Below are 26,631 nucleotides of genomic sequence, written 5' to 3'. Positions count from 1 at the left end.
GACCTCGCGACCGCGGCGCCGAACGACCGCCGGTCGCGCGCCAAGATCATCAGTTGTACTCAGAAGTAGTGCATGATGCCAAAGTAGCCGCCTTGTTGATTGTGGCCGGGCAACGGTTGCGAGTCGGCCGTTTCAACCGGGAACGCCGACTGTTTTCCATTGAACATGGCTCCGACGGTCAGGTAGAGGAAGGTTCGTTTGGACAGGTTGTAGGTTGAGCCGAGGGCAGCAAGATTGCCCGTCCCGCCGCCGTGATTTACGTTGCCGTGATACCAGCCTGCCTGCAAGGCGAGGGCGGACGTAGCCTGCCAGGAGGCACCCAGCCACTCCTGCTGGCTACGCGTTGCCCCGAATGGGTTAAACGTGGTCGAAACCGTGTCGCTTCCGGATGAAACGAGTTGTTGGAAGCCCGTGTAGAATCTGACCGCCCCCAATTGGTACGTTCCGCCGATCATGTACAGGCGCGAAGCCGTATACAGATCAGAGAATTTGCCGTTTGCGTCACGGAGTTCTTCATACACCCCGTATGCGGCAAAACTCGCGAGGGTATATTGTGCGCTCACACTGAACTGACGGTTACCCTGAAAGTTGCCGGCCTCGTTGCCGAAGCCGTTTTGGACCCTGAACGAGAAGCCACCCCAATTGGGTGAATTGTAAGTGACGACGTTCGATCGGGGACCCCATGCGCGCCCGAAGGCGAAGTTGGCGATGCCTGTGCCCACCTGTTCGCCCAACGGATCGATGTACCAGCCGGTCTCGTCGGTGAGGCTCATGGCCCGTCCGAACCAGATGCTTCCGAACTTGTCGTGGGACAAGCCTACATAGGCATCGCGGGTAAAAATCGTGTTAGGCGGAATCTCACCCGTTCCGGAAGTGAAGAGGCTTTCGAGTTTGAAGACAGCATGCACACCTCCTCCGAGGTCTTCGTCGCCTTTCAGGCCGAACCAGCTGTATCCATACTGATTGCTGCCGAACCTGAAGTTGTTTTTAGACTGACCCTCTGGCGTCGCAACGTTGGTAACAAAATCAAGGCCAGCGGCGATTCGTCCATACAGCGTCACGGTACTCTGCGCGTAACTATTGCAGACGCCGCATGCCATCAGGGCTATGCAAGAAACGATCTTTCTCATTTCGTTATCCTTACTTTAAAAAAGAGTCTCCAAAGATCGCTTGACGACCTCTGTCGGGTCGCTGCAATCGGCTTGCAGAGGCAGGTCAGTCGCTAACCGGCTCCTCGCTCCCAGGTCCCAGCCCCGAAACGCCCGCTTTTCGCGCGACTACGGGCGCCCGGATAAAATGGCGCAGAGACCCGCTACTACCTTCCACTATGACCTTTTGCGAAACGTTCTTATCGCCGATGGCAGATGGCGGACGGTGGTTGCGAGCAGGATCGCGCAGGCCTGAACGAGGAGCTGAACAGCGGGGCCTGCCCCAAGCGCCAGCACGAGCTGACCGAGTTGCGCCATGAACAGTGCGGCCACGGCACTCGCGACGACACTGCCTCTGCCGCCCGTGAACGGCGTGCCTCCGACCACCACCGCCGCGATCGCCGGCAGCAGATAGTCGTTACCCGAAGTCTGCGACGCGCTTCCGATGAATCCGGCGAGCAGCATGCCCGCCGCGGAAAAGCAAACGGCGGAGGCGAGGTATGCCCCAATCCTGTACTTCAGCACGTTGACGCCTGCGGCTTCGGCCGCGCGCGGGTTCACCCCCACGGCGACGAACCTGCGCCCTACCGTGGTCTTGCGGGTAATGATCCACGCGGTCGTCACGAACGTGAAGGCGAACCAGACGTTGGCCGGGAGCCCAAGGAACTGAGCGTGCGAAATGGTTTGCATGACGGTCGGGACGTCAACCGGAACGTTACCGGTCAACGAGCGTGCGCAGCCAATCAGCAGCGCGTTGACGGCGAGCGTCGCCACCAGCGGGGTAATCGCGACCCTCGAGATGAGCGCACCATTGACGATGCCGACGATCGCGCCGACGCAGACGGTAAAAATGACGGCAAGGACGATGGAATTGAACGCGAATCCCGATCTGGCCATGACAATGCCGGCGAGCGAAACCATACCGATTGCCGACATGTCGAGGCCGCGCTGCTGGATGACCAGCGTTTGGCCCGTCGCAACGATCGCAAGAATGCCAGCGAACGGAAGCATGGCCAGGATCGAGCCTCGCGTCATCGTGCCCGGCGCGACAATGGAGCTGCACACGAAGAGCAGGACCAGCCCGACCCAGATCCACGAGAATTCATCAACCGCTGGTAGCCGTGCCGGCTTTGCTTTTGATTTCGACTTGGAGGGCTCAAGGAATTCCGACATAACTTCCGCCTGATTGTGCATTGCGTTTTTCATTTCGCCACCACCATTTCTCTACTCTTGGAATAGAGTGCGACTGACGTGAGGATCATCCCGCCTAGGAGGTACGACTGCCACGAGTCCCCGATATCGAGGAATGAGGTGACGACATTCACCTGAATGATGAGGAGCGCACCCAGCAGCGAACCGACGAAGGAGCCGCGCCCCCCAAACAGGCTTGCGCCGCCTATCACCACCGCTGCGACGCTTCCGAGCGTGTAGTTGATGCCTGCGCTGGCGTCGCCAGAGCCGGCCTGCGCCATCATGGGCACGGCAGCGACGCCCGCAAGGAACGAACACCCCATGTACGCGGCGAGCGACGTCAGTTGCGGGCGGGCGCCGGACATACGCGCCGCTTCGACGCGGGAGCCCACACCGCGCAACGTGAGACCGGCCCTCGACTTGAACAACGCGATTTCGAGCACCACCGCAATGACGATTGCCACGATCACGACAATGGGGACGACGCCGATCTGGGCACCGATCGACTCCACGATGGAATCCGCGATCAGGCCACCCGGAACCGGGCGCAGGAGCAGTGACACCGCCTGAAGCGCCATGTACGTCGCGAGCGTTGCCACCATCGGATGCAACCGGAACGGGCCGACCAGCATCCAGTTCACGAGTCCGACGGCAAGGGCAACGAGCAACACGATCACCCAACCAGAGAGCTGATGACCCAGCGATGCGCCATCATTCAGGAAGAACGACTGTATGACGACGATCAGCCCCATGAGCGGCCCGACCGAAAGATCGATCCCGCCAACCAGCATGAGCATCTGCTGCCCGTATGCGACGATGGCCAGTGTCGCCACGAGCGCCAGCATGCCGCTGAGGTTTCGCGCAGAGAGGTAAGTCGGATTGACGTGCGCCGCATACATACCGAGCGCACAGACTGCAACGGCAAGCATCACGAGCGGCGCCCAATCCCCGGCAGCCCACTTCCAGAGCCCGGAAGTCCGGGAAGCGCCCTTCTCCCGCTCAGTCGTTGCGGTCAGGACGGCAGACGTGATGTTGTTCTCACTGACGGCGTTCTCGCCCAATTCCTTGACGATATGGCCGCGCGAAAAGATGAGCACACGGTCACAGAGTCCCGCCACCTCGTGCGCATCCGACGAAACGACGATCACGGCGGCGCCTGCGGCTGCGGCCTCGCGGAGCACCTTGTAGATTTCCATCCGTGCGCCAATGTCCACGCCCTGGGTCGGCTCGTCGACCAGCAGCACCTTGGGATGACTGGCGAGGACACTCGCCAGCACAAGCTTCTGTTGGTTACCGCCCGACAGGGTACGAATAGGCGTGTCAATGGACGGCGTCTTGACAGCGAATCGCGTCACGGCGTCCCTGGCGCGCTTTGCTTCGCTGCGCTGGCTTACCCATCCCTTGATGGAATCGAATGGGAGACTGCGGATCGAAAAATTCTCGCGCACCGACAATTCGCCGAAAATGCCCTCGCGATGACGGTCGCCCGGCAGATAACTGATGCCCGAATCGGCGGCAGCCTGCGAGTTGCGAAGCCTCGCGGGAATGCCGGCCACCGTGACGCTACCATGGCTTCGCGTCTGTCCCGCGAGGGCCCGCATGAATTCTCGCTGGCCGTTGCCGTCGATCCCCGCGAGGCCGACAATCTCACCTTTCTTGACCTGAACCGATATGTCGGTAAAGCCGGCACCACGCAGCTTCGTCACGTCGAGAATGACGCTTGCGCCGCCATTGTTACCCTTGGCCGGGAAGTCGCGGTCGAGCGCACCGCCGACGATCAGTTCGACAATTTCCTGTTCGCTGAGGCCCGCGGCCTCATAGGTGCCCTGGCCCTGACCGTCGCGAAGAACCGTCAGGCGATGCGCAATTCTCTGGACCTCGCGGATCCTGTGCGAGATATAGACGACCGAACAACCCGAAGCCGTTATCTTGCGGATGCGCTCGAACAGACGATCGACGTCTTCCGTCAACAGGTGTTCGGTCGGTTCGTCGAGGACCAGAACCTTGGGCTTTGCAGCAAGCGCTTTGACGATTTCAACGATGAACCGCTGCTCGGGGCCCAAGCTCACCACGCGCTCGTTCGCATCGATTGCGACATCGTCGCTCCATTGCTTCAGGAGCCCTCGCGCCCATTGCGCCACCTCCATCAAGGACGGACGCTGCCCGGCAGGCACGCCGAGATAAAGGTTTTCCGCTACGGTCAGGTCGGGCATGAGCGCCGGTTCCTGCCGTACGATAGCCAACCCCAACCGGCGTGCCTGCTCGGTGTCGCCTAGCGTTTCCGTGCCGTCGATTACGACGCGTCCTTTCTCCGGCACGAGGGCGCCGGACGCGACGGCCATGAGCGTGGACTTGCCTGCCCCGTTCTCGCCAACGAGACCGTGTACCTCGCCCTCGACGACCGAGAACGTCACGTCGTCAAGCGCCCGCACTCCGGGGAAGATCTTGGTGACACCATCGACCTGCAGCAGCGTTTTCTGGTCATTCATGATTCATCTCGAACAATTGATGTGCAAAGACTTCCTCGAACTGGCAGCGTCCACGAAATCGCGCGGATCTTCCGTGTTTTGTTTGCCAGTCAGCCAGGCCTTAAGCGAGTCGGACATGTTGATCCTCGATGTCGTGGGCAAATGGTGCCCAATACGCCTATTGTTCTGTTCACCGAAATATTTACAAAATTCATCTGTATCGAATTTCGCGTTGTTTTATCTATCTGCGCCTACATCTATTAAGTCGAATTTTAATTTCGGCAGGCGATGCGGATTCTTAGCCTCGACAGCGGAATGCAACCGCTCGACAATAAACAGAGGAATGCGGGGCGAGGTGTGACTTGCCGGAATAGCCTGGAATTCGACTGCTGAATTACATTGCCTTTGCCTCCGCCCGAAGCCCTGCAAGCACGGAGACCGGTTAGGCCTTTCTCCGTTCGCGCCATCGACAAAGCACGAATCCCCAAACCCGCACTCCCGGGTACATCAATTCAAATACGATCATGCATTAGCAGATCGATTTATATAGGATGATGTGTTTTGGAATTAATAAAGTCAAGAGCCCTAGGGAATCTCCCTAGCCTTGCCGCACGCGCCACGGATGTCACATGGGTGGCGTCTCAATGCGGCCGCAACTGCGAACGGCAATGCCGCAACTGACTGCGCGACGCGTCTTCGCTGCAATCCGTGACCACCTGCTCCTTCTTCGGTGTGGTGCAATGCAAAGAATGGCCGAGCCAGCCACCAGTGTGACTCGTGGGTCGACGCGCAGATCGGAGAAGATGCGCATGTCGTAGCTGGATACGCGCGGGATCGTGCCTGTCGATCGCCGAGGCGGCGACGACTGAAACGCCGACTGTTTTCGGCCTGTCGTCGATATCGTGTTTACGGCCGATGAATGTGAGGCTCGGCGGTTCGCCGCGCTGCCGGGCACGTAGCGGCCTTGCGACGGTGCGGTTCATTCGCCCGCAACGAGCGCCCGAGGCTGCCCCGGGATCAGGGCAGTTCCGAAGTGGAAATTCCTGGCGAGCAAACGAAGATTGATCCCCGCCCGTTGCGTCATAAACTGCCTCGAATACCCGGCGCTATGTGCGCGCCCGAGGAGAGGATCCAAAGACAAGCGTACTAGCTCCCATTAGGAAGGGCATTAGCCGCTGCTCATCCATTGAATCCATGAGCTGGACGCCGATCAGTCGATTCGAACCCGCTTGCGTGTCTGATCTGACCTCTCAATGGCATCAATCACCTTGTGAAGGGCGACCGCGTCGTCGAAATCAGGGGCAGTGCTGGTCCCCTGAGCCAGGTCCTCAGCCATCTGCCGATAGATGGCTGCCACATTTCGCGCAGGGCCCGTATCCACCAAATCCAGGTAGTGCGACTTTGGTACCTCAACGTCGCTATACCCCTGCTCACCCCTCTGGCCAGCCTCCACGCGCAATGGCGTGATATTGATGACGGGAACATGACCATTCCTCGCAGTAATGCGCAGATCGCCCAACGTTCCGTTGATCTCCCACAGCAGCCGCGTGCCGCGCGGCAGGCCGCCACGGAGTTCCAGCGACAAAGGTGCTCCCGACTTCAAGACAGCATTGACCATCACATGATCGTGTGTTTGCATCGGGATCGTGTCGCCTGTCTCGAAGATGCGCACGGTCTTCCGGCGCTGCGACACCACGCCCGCCACTTCGTCGACGGGACCGAGCACACTTTGTACGGCAGCAAGTGCATGCCCACCAATGATCGACAGCATGGTTGCGCCGTTGCGCGAATCCATGGCGTAGGAGTCGCCGCGCGTGACTTCGTCACCCCAGGTCGGACCGCTGCCAAGATAGGTCGACGACAACACATCGCCCACGTATCCGTCGGCTACGATCTTGCGCACGAGTTCGACCTCGGGCGACGCGGTGGCCTGTGTGCCCGCCACTGCCCGTACCTTGCACTGCCTGGCAAGCTCCGCAAGCTCGATCGATTCTGCAAGGCCGTTTCCGAGCGGCCATTCGCAGTAGACATGCTTGCCCGCCTCCAAGGCCGCAGCGACAACTTCGCGATGGTGAGGTACTTTGACCGTGACGGCCACAACGTCGATATCCCGGGATGCCACTAGCTCCGCCACGTTCTCGAACGCGCGAGGAATGCCAAAGGCAGCGGCGGCCGCCTGTGCGCTCGCGAGACTCGTGTTCGCTACGCCGGCGGTCTCAAATACGTCGGACAGCGCACGCAACGCGGGAATATGAGCTGTCGTACCCCAACCGCGTTCCGTGCTCACTCCCACGATCCCTACTCGAAAACGTTTTTTCATTGCATCCTCGAAACCATTGAGTCGGTTGTATACAGGCCGCCGTCTTGCCCGGTGCGGTCCGAACCGAATCCAGCTCACGGCACGGAATCCGACCTGACTTGCACTTGACGTGGAACCCGGGCAACGCGTTACCGAGTCGCTCGATGCAGCCCGGAAACAGCGGGATAAAAGCTTAACGAATTAACTTCACTCACTCGAGACGGCTGGCGATGTCTTCAATGATGGATCGCATGTCCGAGCGTCTGACCATTACGCCTGAGATAGATAGACGAGTGACGCCGGTCATTTGCCCTCACTCGGATGCGGCCGATATTGGCCCGTCTCCATCAGCTCCGAAGCGGCAATGGCCTTCGGTGTCCAACGCATCGTCGCGCGTGTTTCCAGCAACCAGGCCTGATAGCCTTCAGCAACGTCCTCCGACGGCCCGTGGTGGATGACCCCCTTTGGCACACAGGTCAACGTGCCGGGTTCCGTACAACCGCCCCAGGCGCCCGGGCCTCGCACGTAACAGATCAGTTCGTCGAAATCGGCGTTGATGTGTACCGGTGGCCGCCCGCCGGGACGCGCGCTGAGGTTGAACATCAGAAGGTCGCCCGTGCTGGATGACAGAAACTGGCTGGGCGGACCGCCCTCGGGCAGGTAAGCATGCACCTGGATATTCGCCAGATTCAGCTTCCACACCGGGACGGAGTCCGACAAGCGCACACCAAGCGCAAGCGGATCATGCGGCATCGTGAAGACCGTGTTCTCGGGGTCGAGGGTTTTCAGCACCAGCCGCGTCGGGCCGCCCGCCGGCATGGTGGAGTCGACATCGGCAAACTTCAGATCCCGCGCAACGTTGAGCAGGCCACTTGGCGCAGGCGGCGCGAGCTTCAGGGCCGCAGGACTCTCGACGATGATGCTTCGCATGGCATCGCCCGTCGGTGCATAGCGATACGCGACGGCTCGGGGAATGCAGACGAAGTCCCCTTCCGTCGCCGTGAGACAGCCCACGTCCGTTTCGAACCTGACCGTGCCGGATTGGACGAAATGAATCTCGTCCGCTTCGACATTGCGCACCACGTACGGCATGGGCTTGCGCCGTCCCGACACATGCAGTTTGACGCCGAGCCTGGAAGTCGCCACGGTGGTCGGAAGCGCCTCAGGGTCGTCCTGATCGTCAGGCGTCAAGCGCTCAAGGACGGCTCGCCGCGGTGCGTGCGGCCCCTGCACGGAAAGATAATCAGGCGCGTAGGTTGGCCGGGTCACCACCGACAGGGCCCCCTGAAATCCGTCACGGCTCCAGAGTTGCACCGGCGGGGGGCCTGCATCATGCGGCTTGCCACTCATTTGTCACTCTCCTTTTGCTCTCGAACGCCGCCACCTTTCACTTCCCCTGTTCGGCGCCGGCAAGTACAATTCATACCGGCCGCCTTGTTGTCAGGGCACCCGACTGGCCTGCGACACAAACTTGGTTACGAGGTAGGCATCGAACGTCTCGCTGCCTCCTTCGCTGCCCATACCGCTATCCTTTACGCCACCCAGCGGCGTCTCAGGCAGAGCCAGTCCGAAATGGTTGATGCCAACCATTCCGGCCTCGATACGGCCAGCAACGTATTCGGCGGTCGCGATCGAACTGGTGAACACGTAGGAGGCCAGGCCATAAGGCAGCGCGTTGGCACGTGACAAAGCTTCCTCAGTACTACTGAATCTGGTTACCGGCACAACCGGTCCGAACGGCTCCTCGATCATCAGGCGTGCGTTATCGGGCACGCCGCTGAGGATTGTCGGGGCGAAGAAGTAGCCTGTTTCAGCCAGACGGCTTCCACCACAAACCAGCGATGCGCCGCGTTCCTGCGCGTCCGTCACCAGGGCCTGCATTGCGTCCACGCGTCGTTCGTGGGCCAGCGGTCCCATCTGTGTCTGGGGATCGAGGCCGTCTCCGACCCGTAGCGGTGCGTATTCGGCTGCGAAGGCATCCACGAACCGCTCATAGGCTTTTTCGTGCACGAAGAAGCGGCTCGGTGCCATGCAGACCTGACCGGCATTGCGTGTCTTGGTACGCGCCAGAAAACGCGCTGCCTGTTCTACGTCGGCATCATCGAACACCAGCACCGGCGAGTGTCCGCCAAGTTCCATCGTGATGCGCTTCATCTGCGCGCTGGCCAGCGACGCCAGCTGTTTGCCGACAGAGATTGAGCCCGTGAACGAAATCTTTCGCACCGCCGGAGCGTTGATGAGATGCCTGGAAACCTCGGACGGCACGCCCCAGACGACGTTGAGGCAGCCCGCCGGCAAACCCGCATCGTGGAATATGCGCGCCAGCGCCACCACTGCGCTTGGCGACTCCTCCGGGCCCTTGAGTACCACCGTGCAGCCCGCGCCCAAGGCAGCGACCACCTTGCGCAGCGCCAGGTTGAAGGGAAAGTTCCAAGGTGTGAACGCAGCGCAAACACCTATGGGCTCACGGGAGACCGTCTGCTGCACACCCGGCGTGCGCGCCGGGATCACGCGCCCATAAATACGCCGGCACTCCTCCGCATGCCATTCAGCGTGCTCAGCACAGCTTTGTACTTCCTGAATGGCTTCGGTCAAAGGCTTGCCCTGATCGAGCGTAATGTTACGGGCGATCTGCGGAGCTCGCTCCCGGATCAACGAGGCGACACGGCGCAGCAACGCTGAGCGTTCGATTGCCGGCGTGTGCCGCCAGACCTGGAATGCATCAGCCGCTGCGCTCACGGCGTCGTCCAGATCCTGGGGCGTAGCGTGCGGCAATCGGGCGAACGCCTTGCCAGTCGCAGGGTTGGTCACATCCTGTTCGGGCCGCCCATCGGCGCTCAGGAAACGGCCACCGATGTAGAGGGCAAGTGCTTCGTAATGTGCGGTTGAGGTGTCCATGGCTGCCTGACTTAGAGGAATACACTACCGCCGTCGACGGCGAGGGTCTGGCCGGTGACAAAGCCCGCGCCATCACTGACCAGGTACGCCAGCGCCGCCACGAGGTCGGCTGGCACCTGATCGCGCTGGATACAGCGGCCGGTAGTACGGGCGTTTTCACCAATGCGGTCTTGCAGATCAGTCTGCAGCACGCCGTCGCTTAGCGTGAAGCCCGGGGCAATCGCATTGACCGTAATGCCGTCCTTCGCCAGTTCCCGCGCCAGTGAGCGCGTGAAGGCAATGACAGCCCCCTTGCTGGCCACGTAGTGCGCCATATTCGGCGGCGCCTTGATCGGCACGGTGGAAGCGATATTCACCACGCGCCCCCGGCCGCTTTGGCGCAGTTGCGGCAACACCGCTTTGGCACAGTTGAATGGGCCCAGCGTGTTGACTTCCATCACCCGCATCCATTCCTGATTGGTGATCTGCTCAAACGGCTTGAGCGTCAGGGTGCTAAATAGTGCGGCGTTATTGACCAGGCCATCGATTCCGCCGAACGCCGAGACTGCTGCGGCCGTCATATCAGCGACATCCGCCTCGCTGACAACGTCCGTGCGCACGCCGATGGTTTGATATCCGGATTCACGAAGCCGTGCCGCGGCCTCTTCGGCGCCACGCAGGTCGGCGATGACGACACGGTGCCCCAACTGTGCAAGGTGTTCGCTAAAGGCGTATCCAATGCCGCTGGCGCCGCCGGTGACAATAAGGCGCTTGGGTATTTCAGGTTTCATGGTTTCCTTCGCATGCCAAAAGACTTCAGGTAGCAACAAGTGAGGCGACGTTCATCGAGGAATCGCGGGCCCTTTGCTGGTATTTCGCTACATACCTGATCAGAAGTCAAAGATCCCGACTACAATTTCCGGATACCGGACTTTTGTACGAAATTCGAATTTCGCGAGGACTTTATGGTGTCTCATGCGGGCGGAAAAGAATCCCGGGAAAACGAACCGGAATACGTGATGGGGCTCGAAAAAGGGCTCTCCGTCATCGAAGCATTCGGTATGAAAAAGGGGCCGTTGACATTGACACAGGCCGCCGAGATAACTGGCCATACGAAGGGTTCGGTACGGCGCAGTTTGCTGACGCTGTGCAGGCTGGGCTATGCCGTGCAGAAAGGTCACGATTTTGTCCTGGCGCCGCGCTCTCTCAGGCTGGGCTACGCATATGTAGTCTCAGATCCGTTGACCAAGGTCGCACAACCCATACTGGAGATCACCAGCGAACGCACGCAAGAGGCTGCCTCGATCGCCGTACTGGATTCGCAGGATGCAGTTTTTGTCGCGCGCTCAACGCATCGGCGCAGCCTGTCCAGCGGTTTGGGTGTTGGCTCGCGCTTGCCTGCTTACTGTAGCGCCACAGGGCGCGTTCTGCTGTCAGGCCGGCCACCGGCCGAGGTGAGATTCATGCTGAACAGAATGGCGCGCCCCGCTCTGACACCTCACACCCGTACTACGACGAGCAGCATCATGAAAGAGATTGAATTTGTGGGCAAGCACGGATACACGATCATCGATGAAGAGCTGGAGATCGGTATTCGCTCAATCGCCGTTCCGATCCGCAACGCACGTGGTGAAATGATTGCGGCTATGAGCCTTTCGGTGTCCACAAGCCGCATGACGCGCGAAGGCGTTGTGGAACACCTGCTGCCAGAACTTGAAATCGCACGCCGTCACCTTGCCGCCTTGTTGTAGCGCTTAGCTTCTCCTGCCAGGCAAAGTCAGCGAGCCTGCACGACGCGCGCTCGCGCAGTTGGCAGCCGGCCTACAGCGAGCGTTGCAGGCGCCCGGCCGTTTCACGCAGCGTTGGCAGAAAGTTTTCCCGCAACGTTTCGATGCTCACGCGCCCTGAAAATACGCTCACGCTCAGCGCCGCCACGATCTCCCCGGCGCTGTTCCTGACCGGTATCGCCATTGCCGACATACCGATTTCCAGCTCCTCGTCGCTGATCGCGTAGCCGTCCTCAACGGCGCGCCGGATCGCCTTCAGCACGCCGTCAAGATTTGCCACCGTGCGATTAGTGAGCCGCTTCATGGGCACGCTTGCGAGATGCGCGCGCACCTGCTGTTCAGGCAGGCCGCCGAGCAGCACGCGTCCCGTGGCTGAACAATAGGCAGGCAGGCGGCCACCGAGCTTCACGCCCGTCGACACGATACGAACCGCCTCGGCGCGTGCGATGAACACCGCATAACCCTCGTCCAGCACGGCCAGCGAGACGGATTCCTGCAGCTTGTCGCGCGCGCTCGCCAGCAGCGGCTGCGCAATCTGCGGCAGCGACGACGTGCTGAGATAGGCGCCACCGAGCCGTAGCATGCGCGGCAGCGGCGTGAAGAATTTGCCGTCGTGCGCGAGATAGCCGAGCTCGACGAGCGTCAGCAGGCAGCGCCGCGCCGCGGGGCGGCTCAGGTCAGCCAGATGTGCCGCATCCGAGACGGTCATGCGCGTTGTATTCGCACCGAACGCCTCGATGATCGCCAGCCCCTTGGCTAGCCCCCCCATGCCTTCCTTCGCTCGGGCCTGGTGAGCCCCGGCCCCGTCCTCGACGGGCGACAAGGCGTCGGCCTCTGTATTGACAGGACTTTTGGTGGGTGTCATATTGGTTCCAATATCGAACAATGTACGATATTCGAACACACTCGGACGGAGCTGTCAACGGCAGTTCCGCCGCGGTCCCCGGCAATCTGCGTTCAGTCAACGCCAGCTACGGAGTCAGCAACTTGAAAATCATCCCCATCCAGCCGGCGCGCCGCGCCAGCATCGAGTGGCCCGCCGAGGGCGTCACGCGCGTGCCCTATGCGCTGTTCCAGAGTGACGAAGTCTATGCGGACGAGCAGGAAGCAATCTTTCGTGGTCCGAACTGGAGTTATCTGTGCCTCGAAGCCGAGGTGCCGAATCCGGGCGACTTCCGCAGCACGTTCGTCGGCGATGCTCCCGTGGTGGTCACGCGCGACAAGGACGGCGATCTGTATGCATTCGAAAACCGCTGCGCGCATCGCGGCGCGATGGTTTGCCTGGAGGACGGGGGCAACGCGAAGGACTTCAGCTGCGTCTACCATGCCTGGACCTACAGCCTGCAGGGCGATCTGCTCGGCGTCGCGTTCCGGGACGGCTTCAACGGCCAAGGCGGCATGAAGGAAGACTTCTGCCTCGGCGATCACGGCTTGCGCAAGCTGCGCGTGGCGACGTTGCACGGTCTCGTGTTCGGCAGCTTCTCTGATGACGTGCCGCCGCTTGACGAATACCTCGGCGAGGAGATCGTCGAACGCATCGCGCGCGTGCTCGAAAACCGCACGCCCGTCGTGCTCGGCCGCTTCACGCAGATGCTGCCGAACAACTGGAAGCTCTATTTCGAAAACGTCAAGGACTCCTATCATGCGAGCATCCTGCATCTGTTCTTCACAACCTTCCAGTTGAACAAGCTGTCGCAGCGCGGCGGCATCATCGTCGACCCCAGCGGCGGGCATCACGTCAGCTATTCAGCAGTCGATCACGCGGCTGAAGCGGCGACGCAGGCGGCCACGAACGACTACGCGGGCCAGAAGATCCGCTCGGAGAGCGGCCACCGCCTCGAAGACACCTCGGTGCTCGCGGGCACCGACGAGTTCGGCGACGGCATCACGCTGCAGATTCTTTCAGTGTTTCCGGGCTTCGTGCTGCAGCAGATCCAGAACGCCATCGCGGTGCGTCAGATCCTGCCACGCGGCGCGCGCCAGACCGAACTGAACTGGATCTATCTCGGCTTCGAGGACGATACGCCCGCGTTGCGGGAAATGCGTCTGCGCCAGTCGAATCTCGTGGGCCCGGCCGGCTACGTCTCGATGGAAGACGGCTGCGTGGGCGGCTTCGTGCAGCGCGGCATCGACGGGGCAAGCGACGCACGTTCGGTGATCGAGATGGGTGGCGACGGCACGAGCAGCAGCTCGAGTCGCGTGACGGAAGCCTCGATTCGCGGCTTCTGGAAGGCCTACCGTAACGCAATGGGATATTGACGATGACGCAGGACATCCATCAACTGATCGCCCGCACGCAGGCCGAATACGTGCGCTGCATCGACGACGGCGACCTCGCGCAGTGGCCCGGGTTCTTCACCGCGTCGTGCGTATACAGGGTTACGACCGCAGACAACCATCGCCGCGGCCTTCTGGGCAGCATGATCTACCTGGCCTCGCACGGCATGCTGGTCGACCGGGTCGCGTCGCTGCGCGACGCCAATATCTATGAACGGCACGCCTACCGCCATCTGCTCGGGCAGCCGTACGTGATTAGCGACGACGGCGCCGAGGCGCGCAGCGAAACCTCGTTCATGGTCACGCGCATCATGCGCGACGGGACCACCGACCTGTTCGCGACCGGCCGCTATTGCGACGTGTACGTGCGCGACGAGGCGGGCGTGCGGTTACGCGAGCGCGTCGTCGTGTGCGATAGCTCGCGTATCGAGACGCTGCTCGCGTTGCCACTATGACGCCCGCGAGCCTGCCCGACGGGGCGCGTACGATGCCGGCTCCCGCCGGCTGAACCGACCCGAACTTGGCCCGATACCGGCTGACAACGCATGGAGTTCATATCTTGGATACTCGTATTTCCGTCGCTGACAGCGACATAACGTTCCCGTGTGCGCCCGGTGAAACCGTGCTCGACGCGGCCGAACGCGCCGGCTATGCGGTGCCGTACTCGTGCCGCAAGGGCGTCTGCGCGTCCTGCGAAGGACACCTCGTGGCGGGCGAGGGGCGCTCGCCGGTCCAGGGCACAGTGGTGGCGCCGGCCGAGCGCGCGCTGCTGTGCTGCCTGCGCCCCGACACGGACCTGACGATCGCGCCGCGTCGCATCGAGAGGCGCGACCCCGTCGCGCGCAGGACGCTCGACGCCTCCGTCTACCGCATCACACAGCCGGCCGCCGACGTCAGCATCCTGCAGTTGCGGCTGCCCGCGGGCGTGCGCGCGAAGTTTCGTGCCGGCCAGTATCTGCAGATCGAGCTGGAGGACGGCACGCGGCGGAACTATTCGATGGCGAATGCGCCGCACGAAAACGACAGCGTGCAGCTGCACGTGCGCCACGTGCCCGGAGGCCGGTTCTCCGAAGGCATGCTGGGCCGCATCGCGAAGGGCGATAAGCTACGCATTGAGCTCCCGTTCGGAGAGTTCACGCTGCGCGAAGGATCGGACAGGCCCGCCGTGTTGCTTGCAACAGGCACGGGGTTCGCGCCGGTGAAGTCGATCGTTGAGGACGCCATCAAGCGCAGGCTCGAACGACCGCTGCATCTGTACTGGGGCGCACGCCGCGCGGAAGACCTTTATCTCACGGCACTCGCGCAGAAATGGCACGACAGTGGCCGCGTGAAGTTCGTGCCGGTACTGTCCGAAGCCGACGAGGCGTGGACGGGCCGGCACGGCTTCGTGCACGAGGCCGTGCTCGAAGACTTCGCCTCGCTCGCGGAATATGAGGTGTACGCATGCGGCAACCCCTCGATGACGAGCGCCGCGCGCGGCACCTTCGTGAAGGCCGGCTTACCCGAAGACAACTTCTTCAGCGACGCGTTCGTCCATACGGGGTGACACGCCTGAATCCGCGCCCGTGCTCGCCAGTTCCTGACGTTGCCACAGTACAAAACAAGGAGCCAGCAGCAGTCCGCGCTCGAGCGGCGTGGGCTGGGCGCGAGGCATCGGCCGGCTGGGTGGCATTGCCGGGCCGCTGATCGCAGGGGCTGCTGTATTCGGCGCTCTGGACGTGTGCCGGAATGCAGCCTTCCCGGCCGAGACCGAAGATTTGGCGCCGCTGCTTCGGGATGATCGGTAAGAAGGCCATTCCGGGACCAGACACTACTTCTGAACACCCTCCCGTCACGGCAATCGCGCCCCCATGTCGCATACGCAATTATCCGCTCGAAGCCCTCAGTCAGTCCAAGGTCGCATCGTCCTTGGACATTTGAATCAGATTCTTTTCAATCTGGTGCGCGACCTTCCAGAACACCTGCATGTCCCGCGGAGAAATTCCGTCGAGCGAGGCCGAGAACATGTCCACGAGCTGCGGCAGCATTTCGTCGACCAGACGCCTGCCCTCTTCCTTAAGACTGACGTAATACTTTCTTCGGTCTTTAGGATCTCGAATCCGTTGGACCAGCCCGCGCTTTTCCAGGTTGTCGAGTGCCGGCACTGCGGTCGTCGAGGCAATCCCCACTCGCTTACTTAATTCGAGCTGATTCAACTCGCCGCGCTCGGCCAGTACGCGGAGGTAATACCAATACGCAATGGCGAGGTTTTCCCGATCGAGAATTTTCTGGCCCTGTGCATCATAGAGGCGACGCACGGTCTTGGCCATCCACGGCACAGTTCGGCCACGCTCATCAAATAGTTCGGGCGACAGCTTCGCGGCTGCCTCGCCTGGCGGCTCGCGATCCAAAGTTGTCCTGGTGACGCCGGGAGTCGACTTGGGCATTTCCTCATTCCTTTATGTATGGGCAAACGGGGCAGATTTCCGGGCCGCGAACAGACAGACGGAACTCAGGGTAACCCCATCATAGGAACCCTTGACTTTATTTATACCAAATAATATCGTTCGATATAGGTTTATTTTCAGTGGTATCATTGCTATACAGATGATCCGCTGCAGGTAAGATCATACAACGCAATCGACCGCTGCGTCGCGCCGCTCCGCGAAATCCACTCATCGAGGCGGAATTCGGAACAGACTGGACCTACGCCGCGGATCGTTCCGGAAACATGGAGACACAGGTGGATCTATAAATGAGAAAGATCGCCAATTTCTCACGGCATAGCCGCGAACCGAAAGACCGCGCGATGTCACGGCCGCCTGAAACAGGCGTGGACTTCGTGATCCGCCTACGCCTATTCGCGCAAGCAAATCTTTACCTATCGGAAACGACGCCTCGGGCCGGCACCGGTAGCAGGCTGGTCGGCCGATGCCTGACCGACACTCGTCGTGTCCATTCAAAGCGCAGTTCTGCTCCGAGGTGACATTCTCATGCAGCGAAAAATACTCGTACTTATCCTCTGGCTCATGCCGACCGTCCTGCGTATGGCGGCCCGCAAGTTTCCGTCCATGCGCGCGCATCTCGCCAACGGAAGCGGAGTCATCCAGCTGCGGCTCAGAGACAACACCCTCTCGAGGCAGCTCCATTTCCGAAACGGCACCGTGTCGGGAAGCTGGGGGGTGAATCCCAAACCCGACGCCGAGCTTGTCTTCATGGATGTGGCGACGGCCCGCCGGATGCTCGCGCCGAACACCGATCATGCGTTCCTGATCGATGCGCTCAAGAACTTCAAGATCACGCAAGGCGGAAGCGACCAGAAGCTCGTGTGGTTCGGCCAACTCGTCAATACGATGAAGACGGCTGCGTGGCGCAAGGGCATGCAAATGAAGGACGGAACCACGCGCTACGTCACCCTCACCAATGGCGGACCCGTGTTCGTCTTCGTCAAGAACGGCAAGATCGTCCGCACCACGCCCATCGATCTCCAAGAAGACGATGGACCGAGCTGGAGTATCACGGCGAGAGATCGCCGGTTTTCGCCGGCACGGCGTGCGACGGTCAGCCCGCACGCGCTCTCCCTCAAATCGCTGGTGTACTCCGAAAAGCGCCTCCTCTATCCGATGAAGCGCGTCGACTTCGACCCCAACGGTGAACGCAATCCCCAGAATCGCGGGATCTCGGGATATGAACGTATCAGTTGGGACGATGCGCTCGATATCGTGGCGGGAGAAATCCGCCGCATGAAGAAGGATTACGGCCCCGGGGCCATAGCCATGGTCACGGGCGCACATCACCAGTGGGGGAACATCAACTACTACCTGAGCGCAATGCTGCGTTTCGGCAACCTGATCGGCTTTACCCGCGTCGAGCCGAGTCCAATCAGTTGGGAAGGCTGGTACTGGGGAGCCATGCATCACTACGGCAACAGCCTGCGCCTGGGCACGCCGAGCTTTTACGGCACGACCGAGGACTGCCTTCAGCACGCCGAGGTGATCGTGTTCTGGTCGAGCGATCCCGAATCGACCAGTGGTGTTTACGGCGGATTCGAAGGCACCGAGCGCCGGCTGTGGGCCAAGCAGCTCGGCATTGAGTTCGTGCATATCGATCCCTATCTGACGCACTCCGCTCAGTTCCTTGGCGGGAAATGGCTGCCGATCAGACCCGGCACTGACTCGGCGCTGGCGATCGCCATCATGCACGAGTGGATGGTAAGCGGCAGCTACGATAAGGAGTACGTGGCATCGAAAACGACGGGATTCGATGAATGGAGCGCTTACGTCCTCGGCAAAGAGGACGGCATACCGAAGACGCCGGAGTGGCAAGAAGCGGAAACCGGTGTGCCCGCCAAGGACGTCCGCAGTCTTGCGCGGTTGTGGGCGTCAAAGAAGACTTATCTCGCGGCCGGTGGACTGGGCGCGGGCTTTGGCGGCGCATGCCGCACCGAGACGGGTGCTCAATGGGCGCGAAGCGTCGTCATGATGATGGCGATGCAGGGCTGGGGGAAACCCGGGATCAACTTTGGCAATTTGCAGATCGGTGCACCGCAGGACCTCAATTTTTACTTTCCTGGGTACGCCGAGGGCGGAATCTCGGGTGATCTGAACAACACGGCGAGCGCGGCCAACAACTACTGCCGCATGCCTCACATCATCACGATCAACCCAGTGAAGCAGTCCGTCCCCCGGCAACGGCTTGCCGAAGCCATCGTGGAGGGAAGCGCGCAAGGCTACGCGTGGGACGGCTTCTCGATCGAGGGACAATTTGCCGAATACTCGTATCCGAGGCCGGGCCATTCCCGCATCCACATGCTGTACCGCTACGGCTCGTCATCGTTCGGCACAACTCCGGGATCTAACAGGCTCGTTGAAGCGTATCGTCATCCGTCGCTCGAATTTATCGTTAACCAGTCGATCTGGATGGAGAACGAGGCCCAGTTCGCAGACCTCATTCTGCCTGCGTGTACCGCGCTCGAACGTGATGACATCTCCGAATGGGCGAACTGCGGCGGCTACATCCAGCATGCACAGAGCCAGCTCAATCATCGAGTGGTGACCATGCAGCACAAATGCATCGAGCCGCTGGGCGAATCGAAGTCGGACTATCAGATCTTTCTGGACATCCTGACAAGACTCGGATACGGCGGGATGTTCTCGGAAGGCGGTTGCTCCGAATTGGCCTGGTGCGAACGGATGTTCAATTCAACGGACTTGCCCAAGCAGACCACCTGGAAGAAGTTCCTGCAAAAAGGCTATCACGTAGTGCCGCCGCCAAAGGACGACGACAAGCCGCCTGTCGACATGCGCTGGTTTGCAGAAGGCCGTCTGAAGGATTTGCCCGAACCGAATCCGCTACCTGCCACGTATTCGGTCGGCTTCGGCGATGGGCTGCCGACGCAGTCAGGCAAATTCGAGTTCGTGCCGTCGAGCCTGCGTCGCATCGAACAGATTGATCCCGCGAGGCCGGCCGTCAACCGATACATGAACCGCGCCAGCACCGTGAAACAACCGTTTCCGCTGCAGCTCGTGACCAATCATCCGGTCTACAGCTTCCATACGCATGCGGACGGAAAGAACAGTCACATCAGCACGATCGACGAACACCGGATGGAAGTAGGCGGATATCGATACTGGGTCCTGCGATTGAGTGCCCAGGATGCGCAGACTCGAGGCCTGCAACGTGGCGATCTGGTTCGGGTCTACAACGCGCAGGCGTCGGTCATTTGTGCCGTGGACGTTTCTCAGCTCGTCAAGGCGGGGGTGACGCGCGGCAACGAGTCGTGTGCCGAGCTCGACCTGATCGAGACTTCGATGGGCCTGGTAGATCGCGGAGGCTGTCTCAATCTCCTGACGCCGGGTGGAAAAATGAGTCAGACCGCAGACGGAATCATGCCCAATACTTGCTGGGTGGAGGTGGAAAAATGGGACCAAAAACTCGAGAAAGCAGCGTGAGCAGCTGGGCGCTGGTCGTTGACGTTTCACTCTGCATCAATTGCAGAAACTGCGTCCTCGCGACCAAGGACGAGTATTCCGGCAATGCTTTTCCGGGTTATTCCGCGCCCCATCCGCCGGAAGGCCTGGAAACGATCCGGATCGAACGTCACGTTCGCGGAGAGGGCTCGCTCGTCGATGTCACCTATATCCCGAAGACCTGTAATCACTGTGACAACGCACCCTGCGTCAAGGCGGCTTCGGACGGCGCGATCTACAAGCGTCCGGACGGCGTCGTCGTGATCGACCCGGTCAAGTCGCGTGGCCGGCGCGATCTGGTCCGGACATGCCCTTACGACATGATCGAATGGAACGAACAGGAACAGGTGCCGCAGAACTGGAACTTCGACGCGCACCTGCTCGACGCCGGCTGGAAAGAGCCGCGCTGCACGCAAGCCTGCCCCACCAAGGCGATCCGCGCGTTGAATGTCGCGGACGCCCAATTGGCGGAAATGGTCGAGAAAGAGCACCTGTCCGTCATTCACCCCGAGTTCGGCACCAAGCCGCGCGTCTTCTACAAGAATCTGGACGATGCGCTCAGCCACCTGGTGGCAGGCAATGTCTGCGAGGACGTGGGCGGTGGTCAACTGCGCAATCTGGAAGGCGCCGAAGTCATCCTGCGCGACGCCTCCGATGGGAGCGAACGCAAGACCAGGACCGACCATTTCGGCGACTTCCGATTCTCCGGGCTGATTGCGCCGTCCTCGCGTATCGAGCTGCGGGTGAGAAAGGATGGAACGGAAAAGGTCCTCGCTACAAGAGACCGTGCTGGAAGCGTCAACCTCGGCACGCTACTTTTTTGAAACCGGGTCCTCCAGAGTGAGCGCTAATTACAGGCCATACACCTTGAATACCGCTGCGAAGCGACACCGGGATAACGAGGTTGACTTCATCATCATTGGTGCGGCGCGGCTGGCATGAGTGCTGCGATCGTATCGAAGAACGAGGGGCTCGAGCCTCTCCTGCTGGAGAAAACGGACCAGGTCGAGGGTACCAGCGCGTGGTCCCTCGGCGTGATCTGGTTCGTCGACAGATCGCCAATGCACGCGGCGGGCTTCAAGGATTCGACCGAATCGGCACGCCAGTTCTTTGCCGCAACCGTCGGCTCCAGTACCCGCCTACTTCGTTCCAATGTCAGTCTCTGCATAAAGCGGACCATGAGGTGCGATGGGGACACTTCATGCTCGACCTCCCCAAACCCGGTTTCATCGCGGTCGACAAGGATGGAAACCGGTTCACCAACGAGGCGGCTTCGTACCATGCCTTCACCCTCGGCATGTTCGAGGCTGAGGCGCGCCTACCTGATCGCAGACGCGTCAGCCGTCAAGAGCGATGGGATCGGCGTCATCCTGCCCGGTAGCTCGCTGCCGCGCTGAGAGGTTGGTTACCTTTTTAGTGGCCGGACACTGACCGAACTCGCGGCAAGAATTGGCGTCGATCCACGCGGACTCGAACGCTGTCGGCGCAGTCCTCGACAAAGACGATCGCCCCATTCCGGGCCTCTTCGCCTGCGGAAATGATATGAACTCGCCTGTGGGTGGCCAATAGATCGGCGCGGGAATCACGCTAGGCCCGGCGTTGACGTTTGGTTACCTGGCCGCCATGTCACTTGCGCGGAATAGTGAACCGCACGAGGCCAACAGATCGGATTCCCCCAGCCTTCTTCGCGCGAAAGTTCAAGCTTGTCCAAGCGGAAAGCGGCGCGTTCAGTTGCCTTGACTCGCGTTTGCTCACCCGCCCGCTGGCTGGCTGACACGCTGCGTGATGCGTGGCCGGCGCGACTCGCGACAGGATGCCGGACCGTGTACGGTTCGGGGGCGAAAACGACGTGCCGGGGCAGGCGCACCTACAACGCGCCGCCCCGAATGAGAGCAGGTGTAAAAATCAGATCTTGAAGCTTTCGAGGCTCGCAGGGTGAAACAGCTCGTGCGGCTGCAAGCGGCGGCTGGAGAGCCCCTCCCCATGATGCCGGGCAAGGAAGCGGTCGATAGTCCGCTCGTTTTCCGCAAAGCCGTACGGCCAGAAATCGAAACCCATCAGCTTGCGCGCCGCCCGCAACTGGTCTTCGACGAATGGCAAGGTCACCTTGGTCGCCCCGGTCTCGCTGAGCCGCGTGAGCGCGAGGGCCTTCGATTTCTCGAATGCCTTGACGAGTGCACCTGGCAGCCACGGATGCTCATCGGCGAGTGTCTTTCTGACACCGAGCGTGTGCATGATCGGAAACAGCTTGGTGCGCGCATACCAATCGGCCGCGGTCTTGTGTGGATCGTCAAAGAGATATCGAACCTGCGGATGGCCCTGGTCAAAGCAGGAAGGCGCACGCGGCCCGATGACGGCGTCGATCTTCCCCGCCGCCAGAAGGCTGGAGATGGTTTCGCCTTCGGGAGCGTCTTCAATCCTGATGTCGCCGGGCAGGTTCAACGCGATCTTTTCGACTCGGGCCGGATCTTCGTAGCCGCCGCGGACCCAGGTCACGTCCGATGCCTTGACCCCATACTCCTCCTCGAGAAAGAGACGGACCCAGACATTAGCGGTGAGTTGGTACTCGGGTACGCCAATGCGCTTGCCCTTCAGGTCTTCAGGCTTCTCGATCCCCCGGTCCGCTCGCACGTAGATCGACGTATGCCGGAAGGCCCGCGACGGAAAGACCGGCACGGCCGTATAGGGCGACGTGCCCGCAGCCGTCTTGACCGAGTAGCTGCTGAGCGAAAGCTCGCAGATGTCGTAGTCGGCGTGCCGAAACGCGCGAAAGAAGATCTCCTCAGGCTCCTGCAGCATGAAGACCGGATCTACGCCGTCGATCTGAACATCCCCATCGACGAGCGGCCGCATGCGGTCGTAGTTGCCAACGGCGATAGACAGCCGAAGCTTGTGATTTCCCATTGCCTCTTCTCCTTGTTGCGAAACAATCGAAACGAAAGCGTCAGCACGGGCCAGCGAAACGGGCTGGAAGCCGGTCCGATCGCAATAAATTTATCCTGCATCGTATCATCCCATCAAGCATTAAACATGTCAAGAATCATGGCAGGTCATTGCCTTGTCTCATTTTCAGGCTGCGGGCGGGTCCGCGGTACCCGCCGCCCCTTCCTCACCGCTCCACGCGAAGCGCATTCAGCCGCACCCGTCGCGTTCACGTGTGCCCTTGTTAGGGACTTTCCCCAAGGGGGCTTGACTTCGTTCATCCCAAACAACATTATTCGATACAAATCTATCTCACAGCGCACAGCTTCAATTAGGAAGGCGTATCAATTACGCCGCAGGAACGTTCATTTTTCTAGTCGGCCCATTTCCGTTACTCATCAATCAGCCACGGCGAGGATCACCATGTTCTTCAAGCTTCGCGCATCACAAGCCGCAGTGCAAAAACTGCAAAGTCCGTTCGTTGCGCAAGAGACTATGCCCGCTCATCAGCGCGGCATCAAGAACCGGCGCGATCTTCGATACTGGCCAGGAATGATGCTCGTTTCGACTGCGAAAATTAGCGCCAGCCTGCTTCTTTCCACGGGTTTGATCTGTACCGTTGCCCACGCGGCGGAAAATTCCATCACGAACCATCAAGGCGACATCACGCCGATGTGCGGCACGAAGCCGATGATCGTCGGTGTGTCGGACGGCTACGGCGGCAATACGTGGCGCAAGACCGGCCTCGCGGAAGTCAAGGACGAGCTCAGTCGGTGTAAGAACGTCACGCGGATCATCTACAGCAACGCCAACGGCGATGCCCAGAAGGCGAACTCCGACATCAACAGCATGGTGGCGCAGGGCGTCAACGTCCTCATTCTGCTTCCTGACTTCGGTGCGGTGCAGCTTCCGGCAATGCGAGCGGCCATGAAGGCTGGCGTCGCGGTCGTCCCGTACTCGGCTCAGCTCTCTGGGACACCTGGCCGTGACTACGTTGTCAACGTAGTAGGCAATACGCAGCAGATCGGTGTCATGTGGGCTGACTGGCTCGGAACCACACTCAAGAAGGGAAATGTTGTGTTCATGGGTGGATCGCCCGGAGCGACCACCTCCCAAAACTTCATGGACGGTCTGAGAAGCGGACTCAAGAAATACCCGGGTCTGAAGTTGCTCAACGAGCAGTACATCGTGACGAATTGGAATCCCGTCGACGCCCAGAAGGCCACGGTCGGTCTCATCGCGCAGTATCCGAAGATCGACGCCATCGTGACGGATGGTGGCGAAACCGCGCTGGCCGCCGTAAAAGCATTCGAACAGGCTCACCTTCCAGTCCCCGCCATTGCGACGATCGCAAGCGACAACCAGGTGAATTGCCACTTTGTCGCGGCGAAGCAGTCGGGCAAGCCATATCCCTATTACACACTCGACGGCACGACGACTTACGTGCGCTTTGCGGTACGTCAGGGCGTAGCTGCCTACCAGGGAACCGTCAACAAGGAGTCCCCTTCGATCCTTCCGTACCCGTATGCGGACAGCGCGAAGGGTGTCGACCCGAAGTGCGACCCCGCGGCACCACCGGATGCCGACCTCACCTCCGCGCTCCCGCCGGAGAAGCTGAAGGCCGTGTTCGAGCATTGATAGCTGATGACGTGAACGAACAGCATTCCCTGCTGCAGATCGATGCGGTCACGGCGACCTTTCCCGGCGTGCGGGCACGACAACGTTACATTCTCGGTGCTCGCAGGAACACAGGGTCTCGTCGGAGAAAAACGGCGCGGGCAAATCCACCCTCACGGCTCTTGGGTGGGACGCCCTCGTCCCTGACAGTGGAGACGTCGTCATTAGTGGCGAGACAACCTGGGTGGCCGCGGATGCGTTCGAACAAACGCTCGACGTCTTCCGCAAACAAGTGTTCGGTCGACTCTTCAAAAACCAGGGACCGTGGGCCGGGCCGACCGCGCCTTGACGATTTCAACGATGAGGCGAGCGGCACTTTGATGTCCCGGCTCGCGCTTACGCCGCTGGCCCAACACTCGCCACCGACGGGCGACACAGGACCATCGCCCACGCGCCGCTCACCAGGGCATTCCCTGGCTCCCTTGACTTAATTCATTCTATATCGCATGATTCTTTATAAATCGATCGCTTTAGAAATGATCTTGTCGAAAGCGATTTTATTGCGAGAGAAACCAGCTCCTTGCATCCCGGCGCTTTTTAGTGCTCAAGGGTCGCGGGGGGCAGACGCGGTCTCGAGGATCTCGAATGCGTGGATATGGACGTGGTGAGGAGGTCACCGTGGTGTGCAAGCACTCCGGCCGCGGAGTTTCGGGCTCCCCCTCCAACGACGTGCGGCTCGAAGCGCCTATGCGGACAACCTGGGAATCCTCCACGCGGCGCAAAACGTTTCGCGTCTCGTGCATGGCGGAGACGGGCCGCGGCTTCTCCGGACCGCCCCGCCAAAACCTCTCCAATTGATTGCCGTGGGTTCGGAAGTTTTGCGAACCTAAATTCACTACCTGTGTCGAGGATATTTATCATGGAAAAACTGCCACTCTGGGAAGCCGCCAAACGCGAATTGGAGGAGTACCAGTTCATTGCAGGGGCCGAGCTGCAGCCCAAGTGGGACGTGTCGGAGAAGGTCGCAATCAACGCCGCGGTCTCCGGCCGCTTTGAAGACACGTCGTCCTTTCAGGCGTACGTGGATGAAGCGACCAGCGTGATCGAGGCCGGCGCCTGCGGCGTTCATATCGACTTTTCGTTCATGACCGACGCACAGGGGCGCCGCATGGATCGTGACATCCTGCCGGTCGAGGCCTACAAGCAGGTTATCGAGCCGCTGCGCGCCCGCTTCGGCAACGATTTCGTGCCCAACGTGAACGTGCTGAACGGCACGACGTTCGATATGTGCTTGAGTCCCGCTCGCGAAGGCCTGACCGAAGTGGCACCGTGCGCGCCGGGCCATCCTGAAGCCTTTGCGTTGCCGGCCGTCACAACGCTCGAGGAATTGGGCGTCAAGCCAGAGCTGGCGGTCCACAGCTCCGGCGAAATCGAGCTTGCCAAGCGTAAGCTGATCGATACCGGCATTCTCCAGAAGCCGTACAACTGGCTGATCCTCTACGGCCTGCCGTTCAACGTCGGCCGCACGCTGGTGTCGGGCACCTGGGTGAGCGACGCCCAAGACATGACGCAACACATGTTCCTGATGGTCGACCAGATTCGCAAGATCGATCCGACCTCGGTCATCAGCGTCTGCGCGGCGGGCCGCGCATCGCTCTATATGACCACCCTCGCCACCATGATGGGTCTGCATATCCGCGTCGGCACGGAAGACACGCCGTGGAAGTACCCGAACAGCGACGAGCGCCTTCAGAGCAATCTCGAGATGTTTCAGATGGCGAAGGACATCGCTGGCCTGCTCGGGCGCAAGCCGGCAACGGCCAATGAGTACCGGCAACTGATCGGCAAGCCGGCCCGGACTTAAAAAGATCGCACGGCCATGACCGGGCAAGCGGACAGCGGCGCAGGCACGCGGGAGTGGGCGACGGACGCGAAGATCAACGCCGACGAACCCCTTTCCGCATGGCCGAAACCGCTGTACCGCGTTGCACACGGGGCGACGTCCTCGTGGCTCACGAAGGAGGTCGCCAGGTCCTCCGGGATGAACACGCACGCGACCGGCGATGGCTTTCGAGTAGCGCAATCCTGTTCTGATTG

At 60.8% G+C, this 26,631-nt stretch carries 21 protein-coding genes and 1 pseudogene; 12 read left to right on the top strand and 10 right to left on the bottom strand.

Annotated elements, in window-relative coordinates:
- Positions 1-59: 59 nt before the first annotated feature.
- The 3 genes from FVF58_RS39900 to FVF58_RS39890 all read right to left on the bottom strand — a co-directional run bounded on the left by FVF58_RS39900 (position 60) and on the right by FVF58_RS39890 (position 4,828).
- Complete coding sequence (locus tag FVF58_RS39900; protein ID WP_149675161.1) at positions 60-1,130, bottom strand: porin; 1,071 nt, start codon at positions 1,128-1,130, stop codon at positions 60-62.
- A 195-nt stretch (positions 1,131-1,325) separates the two neighbouring features.
- Positions 1,326-2,321, bottom strand: coding sequence for an ABC transporter permease (locus tag FVF58_RS39895; RefSeq protein WP_246217416.1), 996 nt, complete (start codon positions 2,319-2,321; stop codon positions 1,326-1,328).
- A gap of 29 nt (positions 2,322-2,350) precedes the next feature.
- Complete coding sequence (locus FVF58_RS39890; protein WP_149675159.1) at positions 2,351-4,828, bottom strand: ATP-binding cassette domain-containing protein; 2,478 nt, start codon at positions 4,826-4,828, stop codon at positions 2,351-2,353.
- Here FVF58_RS39890 and FVF58_RS51880 point away from each other — a divergent pair.
- Positions 4,721-5,071: a hypothetical protein gene (locus tag FVF58_RS51880; protein ID WP_188131082.1), complete on the top strand. Its 351-nt coding sequence runs from the start codon at positions 4,721-4,723 to the stop codon at positions 5,069-5,071. The genes FVF58_RS39890 and FVF58_RS51880 overlap by 108 nt on opposite strands.
- Positions 5,072-6,017: 946 nt before the next feature.
- Here the strand turns inward: FVF58_RS51880 and FVF58_RS39885 are convergent.
- The 4 genes from FVF58_RS39885 to FVF58_RS39870 form a co-directional block, all read right to left on the bottom strand.
- On the bottom strand, positions 6,018-7,127 hold the full coding sequence (locus tag FVF58_RS39885; protein WP_149675158.1) for a Gfo/Idh/MocA family protein: 1,110 nt from the start codon (positions 7,125-7,127) through the stop codon (positions 6,018-6,020).
- A gap of 282 nt (positions 7,128-7,409) precedes the next feature.
- Positions 7,410-8,456: a homogentisate 1,2-dioxygenase gene (locus FVF58_RS39880; RefSeq protein WP_149675157.1), complete on the bottom strand. Its 1,047-nt coding sequence runs from the start codon at positions 8,454-8,456 to the stop codon at positions 7,410-7,412.
- Positions 8,457-8,546: 90 nt separating this feature from the next.
- Complete coding sequence (locus FVF58_RS39875; RefSeq protein WP_149675156.1) at positions 8,547-10,004, bottom strand: NAD-dependent succinate-semialdehyde dehydrogenase; 1,458 nt, start codon at positions 10,002-10,004, stop codon at positions 8,547-8,549.
- A gap of 11 nt (positions 10,005-10,015) precedes the next feature.
- Positions 10,016-10,774, bottom strand: a complete 759-nt coding sequence (locus FVF58_RS39870; RefSeq protein ID WP_149675155.1) for an SDR family NAD(P)-dependent oxidoreductase — start codon at positions 10,772-10,774, stop codon at positions 10,016-10,018.
- A gap of 174 nt (positions 10,775-10,948) precedes the next feature.
- On the opposite strand from FVF58_RS39870, the gene FVF58_RS39865 reads away from it, so the two are divergent.
- Entirely contained in the window at positions 10,949-11,734 is a 786-nt protein-coding gene (locus FVF58_RS39865; RefSeq protein WP_149675154.1) for an IclR family transcriptional regulator domain-containing protein, read from the top strand.
- Positions 11,735-11,804: 70 nt separating this feature from the next.
- On the opposite strand, the gene FVF58_RS39860 is transcribed toward FVF58_RS39865, so the two are convergent.
- Positions 11,805-12,635 (bottom strand): IclR family transcriptional regulator domain-containing protein, encoded by an 831-nt coding sequence (locus FVF58_RS39860; protein WP_149675153.1) that lies wholly within the window; start codon positions 12,633-12,635, stop codon positions 11,805-11,807.
- 122 nt (positions 12,636-12,757) lie between these two features.
- On the opposite strand from FVF58_RS39860, the gene FVF58_RS39855 reads away from it, so the two are divergent.
- The 3 genes from FVF58_RS39855 to FVF58_RS39845 all read left to right on the top strand — a co-directional run bounded on the left by FVF58_RS39855 (position 12,758) and on the right by FVF58_RS39845 (position 15,593).
- Positions 12,758-14,029, top strand: a complete 1,272-nt coding sequence (locus FVF58_RS39855; RefSeq protein ID WP_149675152.1) for an aromatic ring-hydroxylating oxygenase subunit alpha — start codon at positions 12,758-12,760, stop codon at positions 14,027-14,029.
- A 2-nt stretch (positions 14,030-14,031) separates the two neighbouring features.
- Positions 14,032-14,502, top strand: coding sequence for an aromatic-ring-hydroxylating dioxygenase subunit beta (locus FVF58_RS39850; RefSeq protein ID WP_149675151.1), 471 nt, complete (start codon positions 14,032-14,034; stop codon positions 14,500-14,502).
- Positions 14,503-14,606: 104 nt separating this feature from the next.
- Positions 14,607-15,593, top strand: a complete 987-nt coding sequence (locus FVF58_RS39845) for a 2Fe-2S iron-sulfur cluster-binding protein (protein WP_149675150.1) — start codon at positions 14,607-14,609, stop codon at positions 15,591-15,593.
- Positions 15,594-15,933: 340 nt separating this feature from the next.
- Here FVF58_RS39845 and FVF58_RS39835 read toward each other — a convergent pair whose 3' ends face one another.
- Positions 15,934-16,473: a MarR family winged helix-turn-helix transcriptional regulator gene (locus tag FVF58_RS39835; protein ID WP_149675149.1), complete on the bottom strand. Its 540-nt coding sequence runs from the start codon at positions 16,471-16,473 to the stop codon at positions 15,934-15,936.
- A 546-nt stretch (positions 16,474-17,019) separates the two neighbouring features.
- On the opposite strand from FVF58_RS39835, the gene FVF58_RS39830 reads away from it, so the two are divergent.
- From FVF58_RS39830 to FVF58_RS53455, 5 genes and pseudogenes are all read left to right on the top strand, one after another.
- Positions 17,020-19,977 carry a molybdopterin-dependent oxidoreductase gene (locus tag FVF58_RS39830; protein WP_149675148.1) on the top strand — a complete coding sequence of 986 codons (2,958 nt, stop codon included), beginning with the start codon at positions 17,020-17,022 and terminating at the stop codon, positions 19,975-19,977.
- On the top strand, positions 19,926-20,819 hold the full coding sequence (locus FVF58_RS39825) for a 4Fe-4S dicluster domain-containing protein (protein WP_246217415.1): 894 nt from the start codon (positions 19,926-19,928) through the stop codon (positions 20,817-20,819). The genes FVF58_RS39830 and FVF58_RS39825 overlap by 52 nt, the downstream gene beginning before the upstream one ends.
- 114 nt (positions 20,820-20,933) lie before the next feature.
- Positions 20,934-21,059 (top strand): annotated as a pseudogene (locus tag FVF58_RS53465) (FAD-binding protein); the annotation flags it as partial.
- A gap of 137 nt (positions 21,060-21,196) precedes the next feature.
- Positions 21,197-21,376 carry an FAD-binding protein gene (locus tag FVF58_RS53460; protein ID WP_246217414.1) on the top strand — a complete coding sequence of 60 codons (180 nt, stop codon included), beginning with the start codon at positions 21,197-21,199 and terminating at the stop codon, positions 21,374-21,376.
- A gap of 68 nt (positions 21,377-21,444) precedes the next feature.
- A complete protein-coding gene (locus FVF58_RS53455; protein WP_246217413.1) occupies positions 21,445-21,564 on the top strand; it encodes an FAD-binding protein in 120 nt (39 codons plus the stop codon).
- 336 nt (positions 21,565-21,900) lie between these two features.
- Here FVF58_RS53455 and FVF58_RS39815 read toward each other — a convergent pair whose 3' ends face one another.
- Positions 21,901-22,899 (bottom strand): ABC transporter substrate-binding protein, encoded by a 999-nt coding sequence (locus FVF58_RS39815; RefSeq protein ID WP_149675147.1) that lies wholly within the window; start codon positions 22,897-22,899, stop codon positions 21,901-21,903.
- 285 nt (positions 22,900-23,184) lie between these two features.
- Between FVF58_RS39815 and FVF58_RS39810 the strand changes: the two genes are divergently transcribed.
- Entirely contained in the window at positions 23,185-24,555 is a 1,371-nt protein-coding gene (locus FVF58_RS39810) for a substrate-binding domain-containing protein (protein ID WP_246217412.1), read from the top strand.
- Positions 24,556-25,453: 898 nt separating this feature from the next.
- Entirely contained in the window at positions 25,454-26,398 is a 945-nt protein-coding gene (locus tag FVF58_RS39805; RefSeq protein ID WP_484217520.1) for a 3-keto-5-aminohexanoate cleavage protein, read from the top strand.
- Positions 26,399-26,631: the final 233 nt, after the last annotated feature.

It is taken from the genome of Paraburkholderia panacisoli (assembly GCF_008369935.1).
GTDB classification, from domain to species: domain Bacteria; phylum Pseudomonadota; class Gammaproteobacteria; order Burkholderiales; family Burkholderiaceae; genus Paraburkholderia; species Paraburkholderia panacisoli.
The sequence above is the reverse complement of the archived record's forward strand: the minus strand, read 5'-3'. Positions and strand labels throughout refer to the sequence as shown.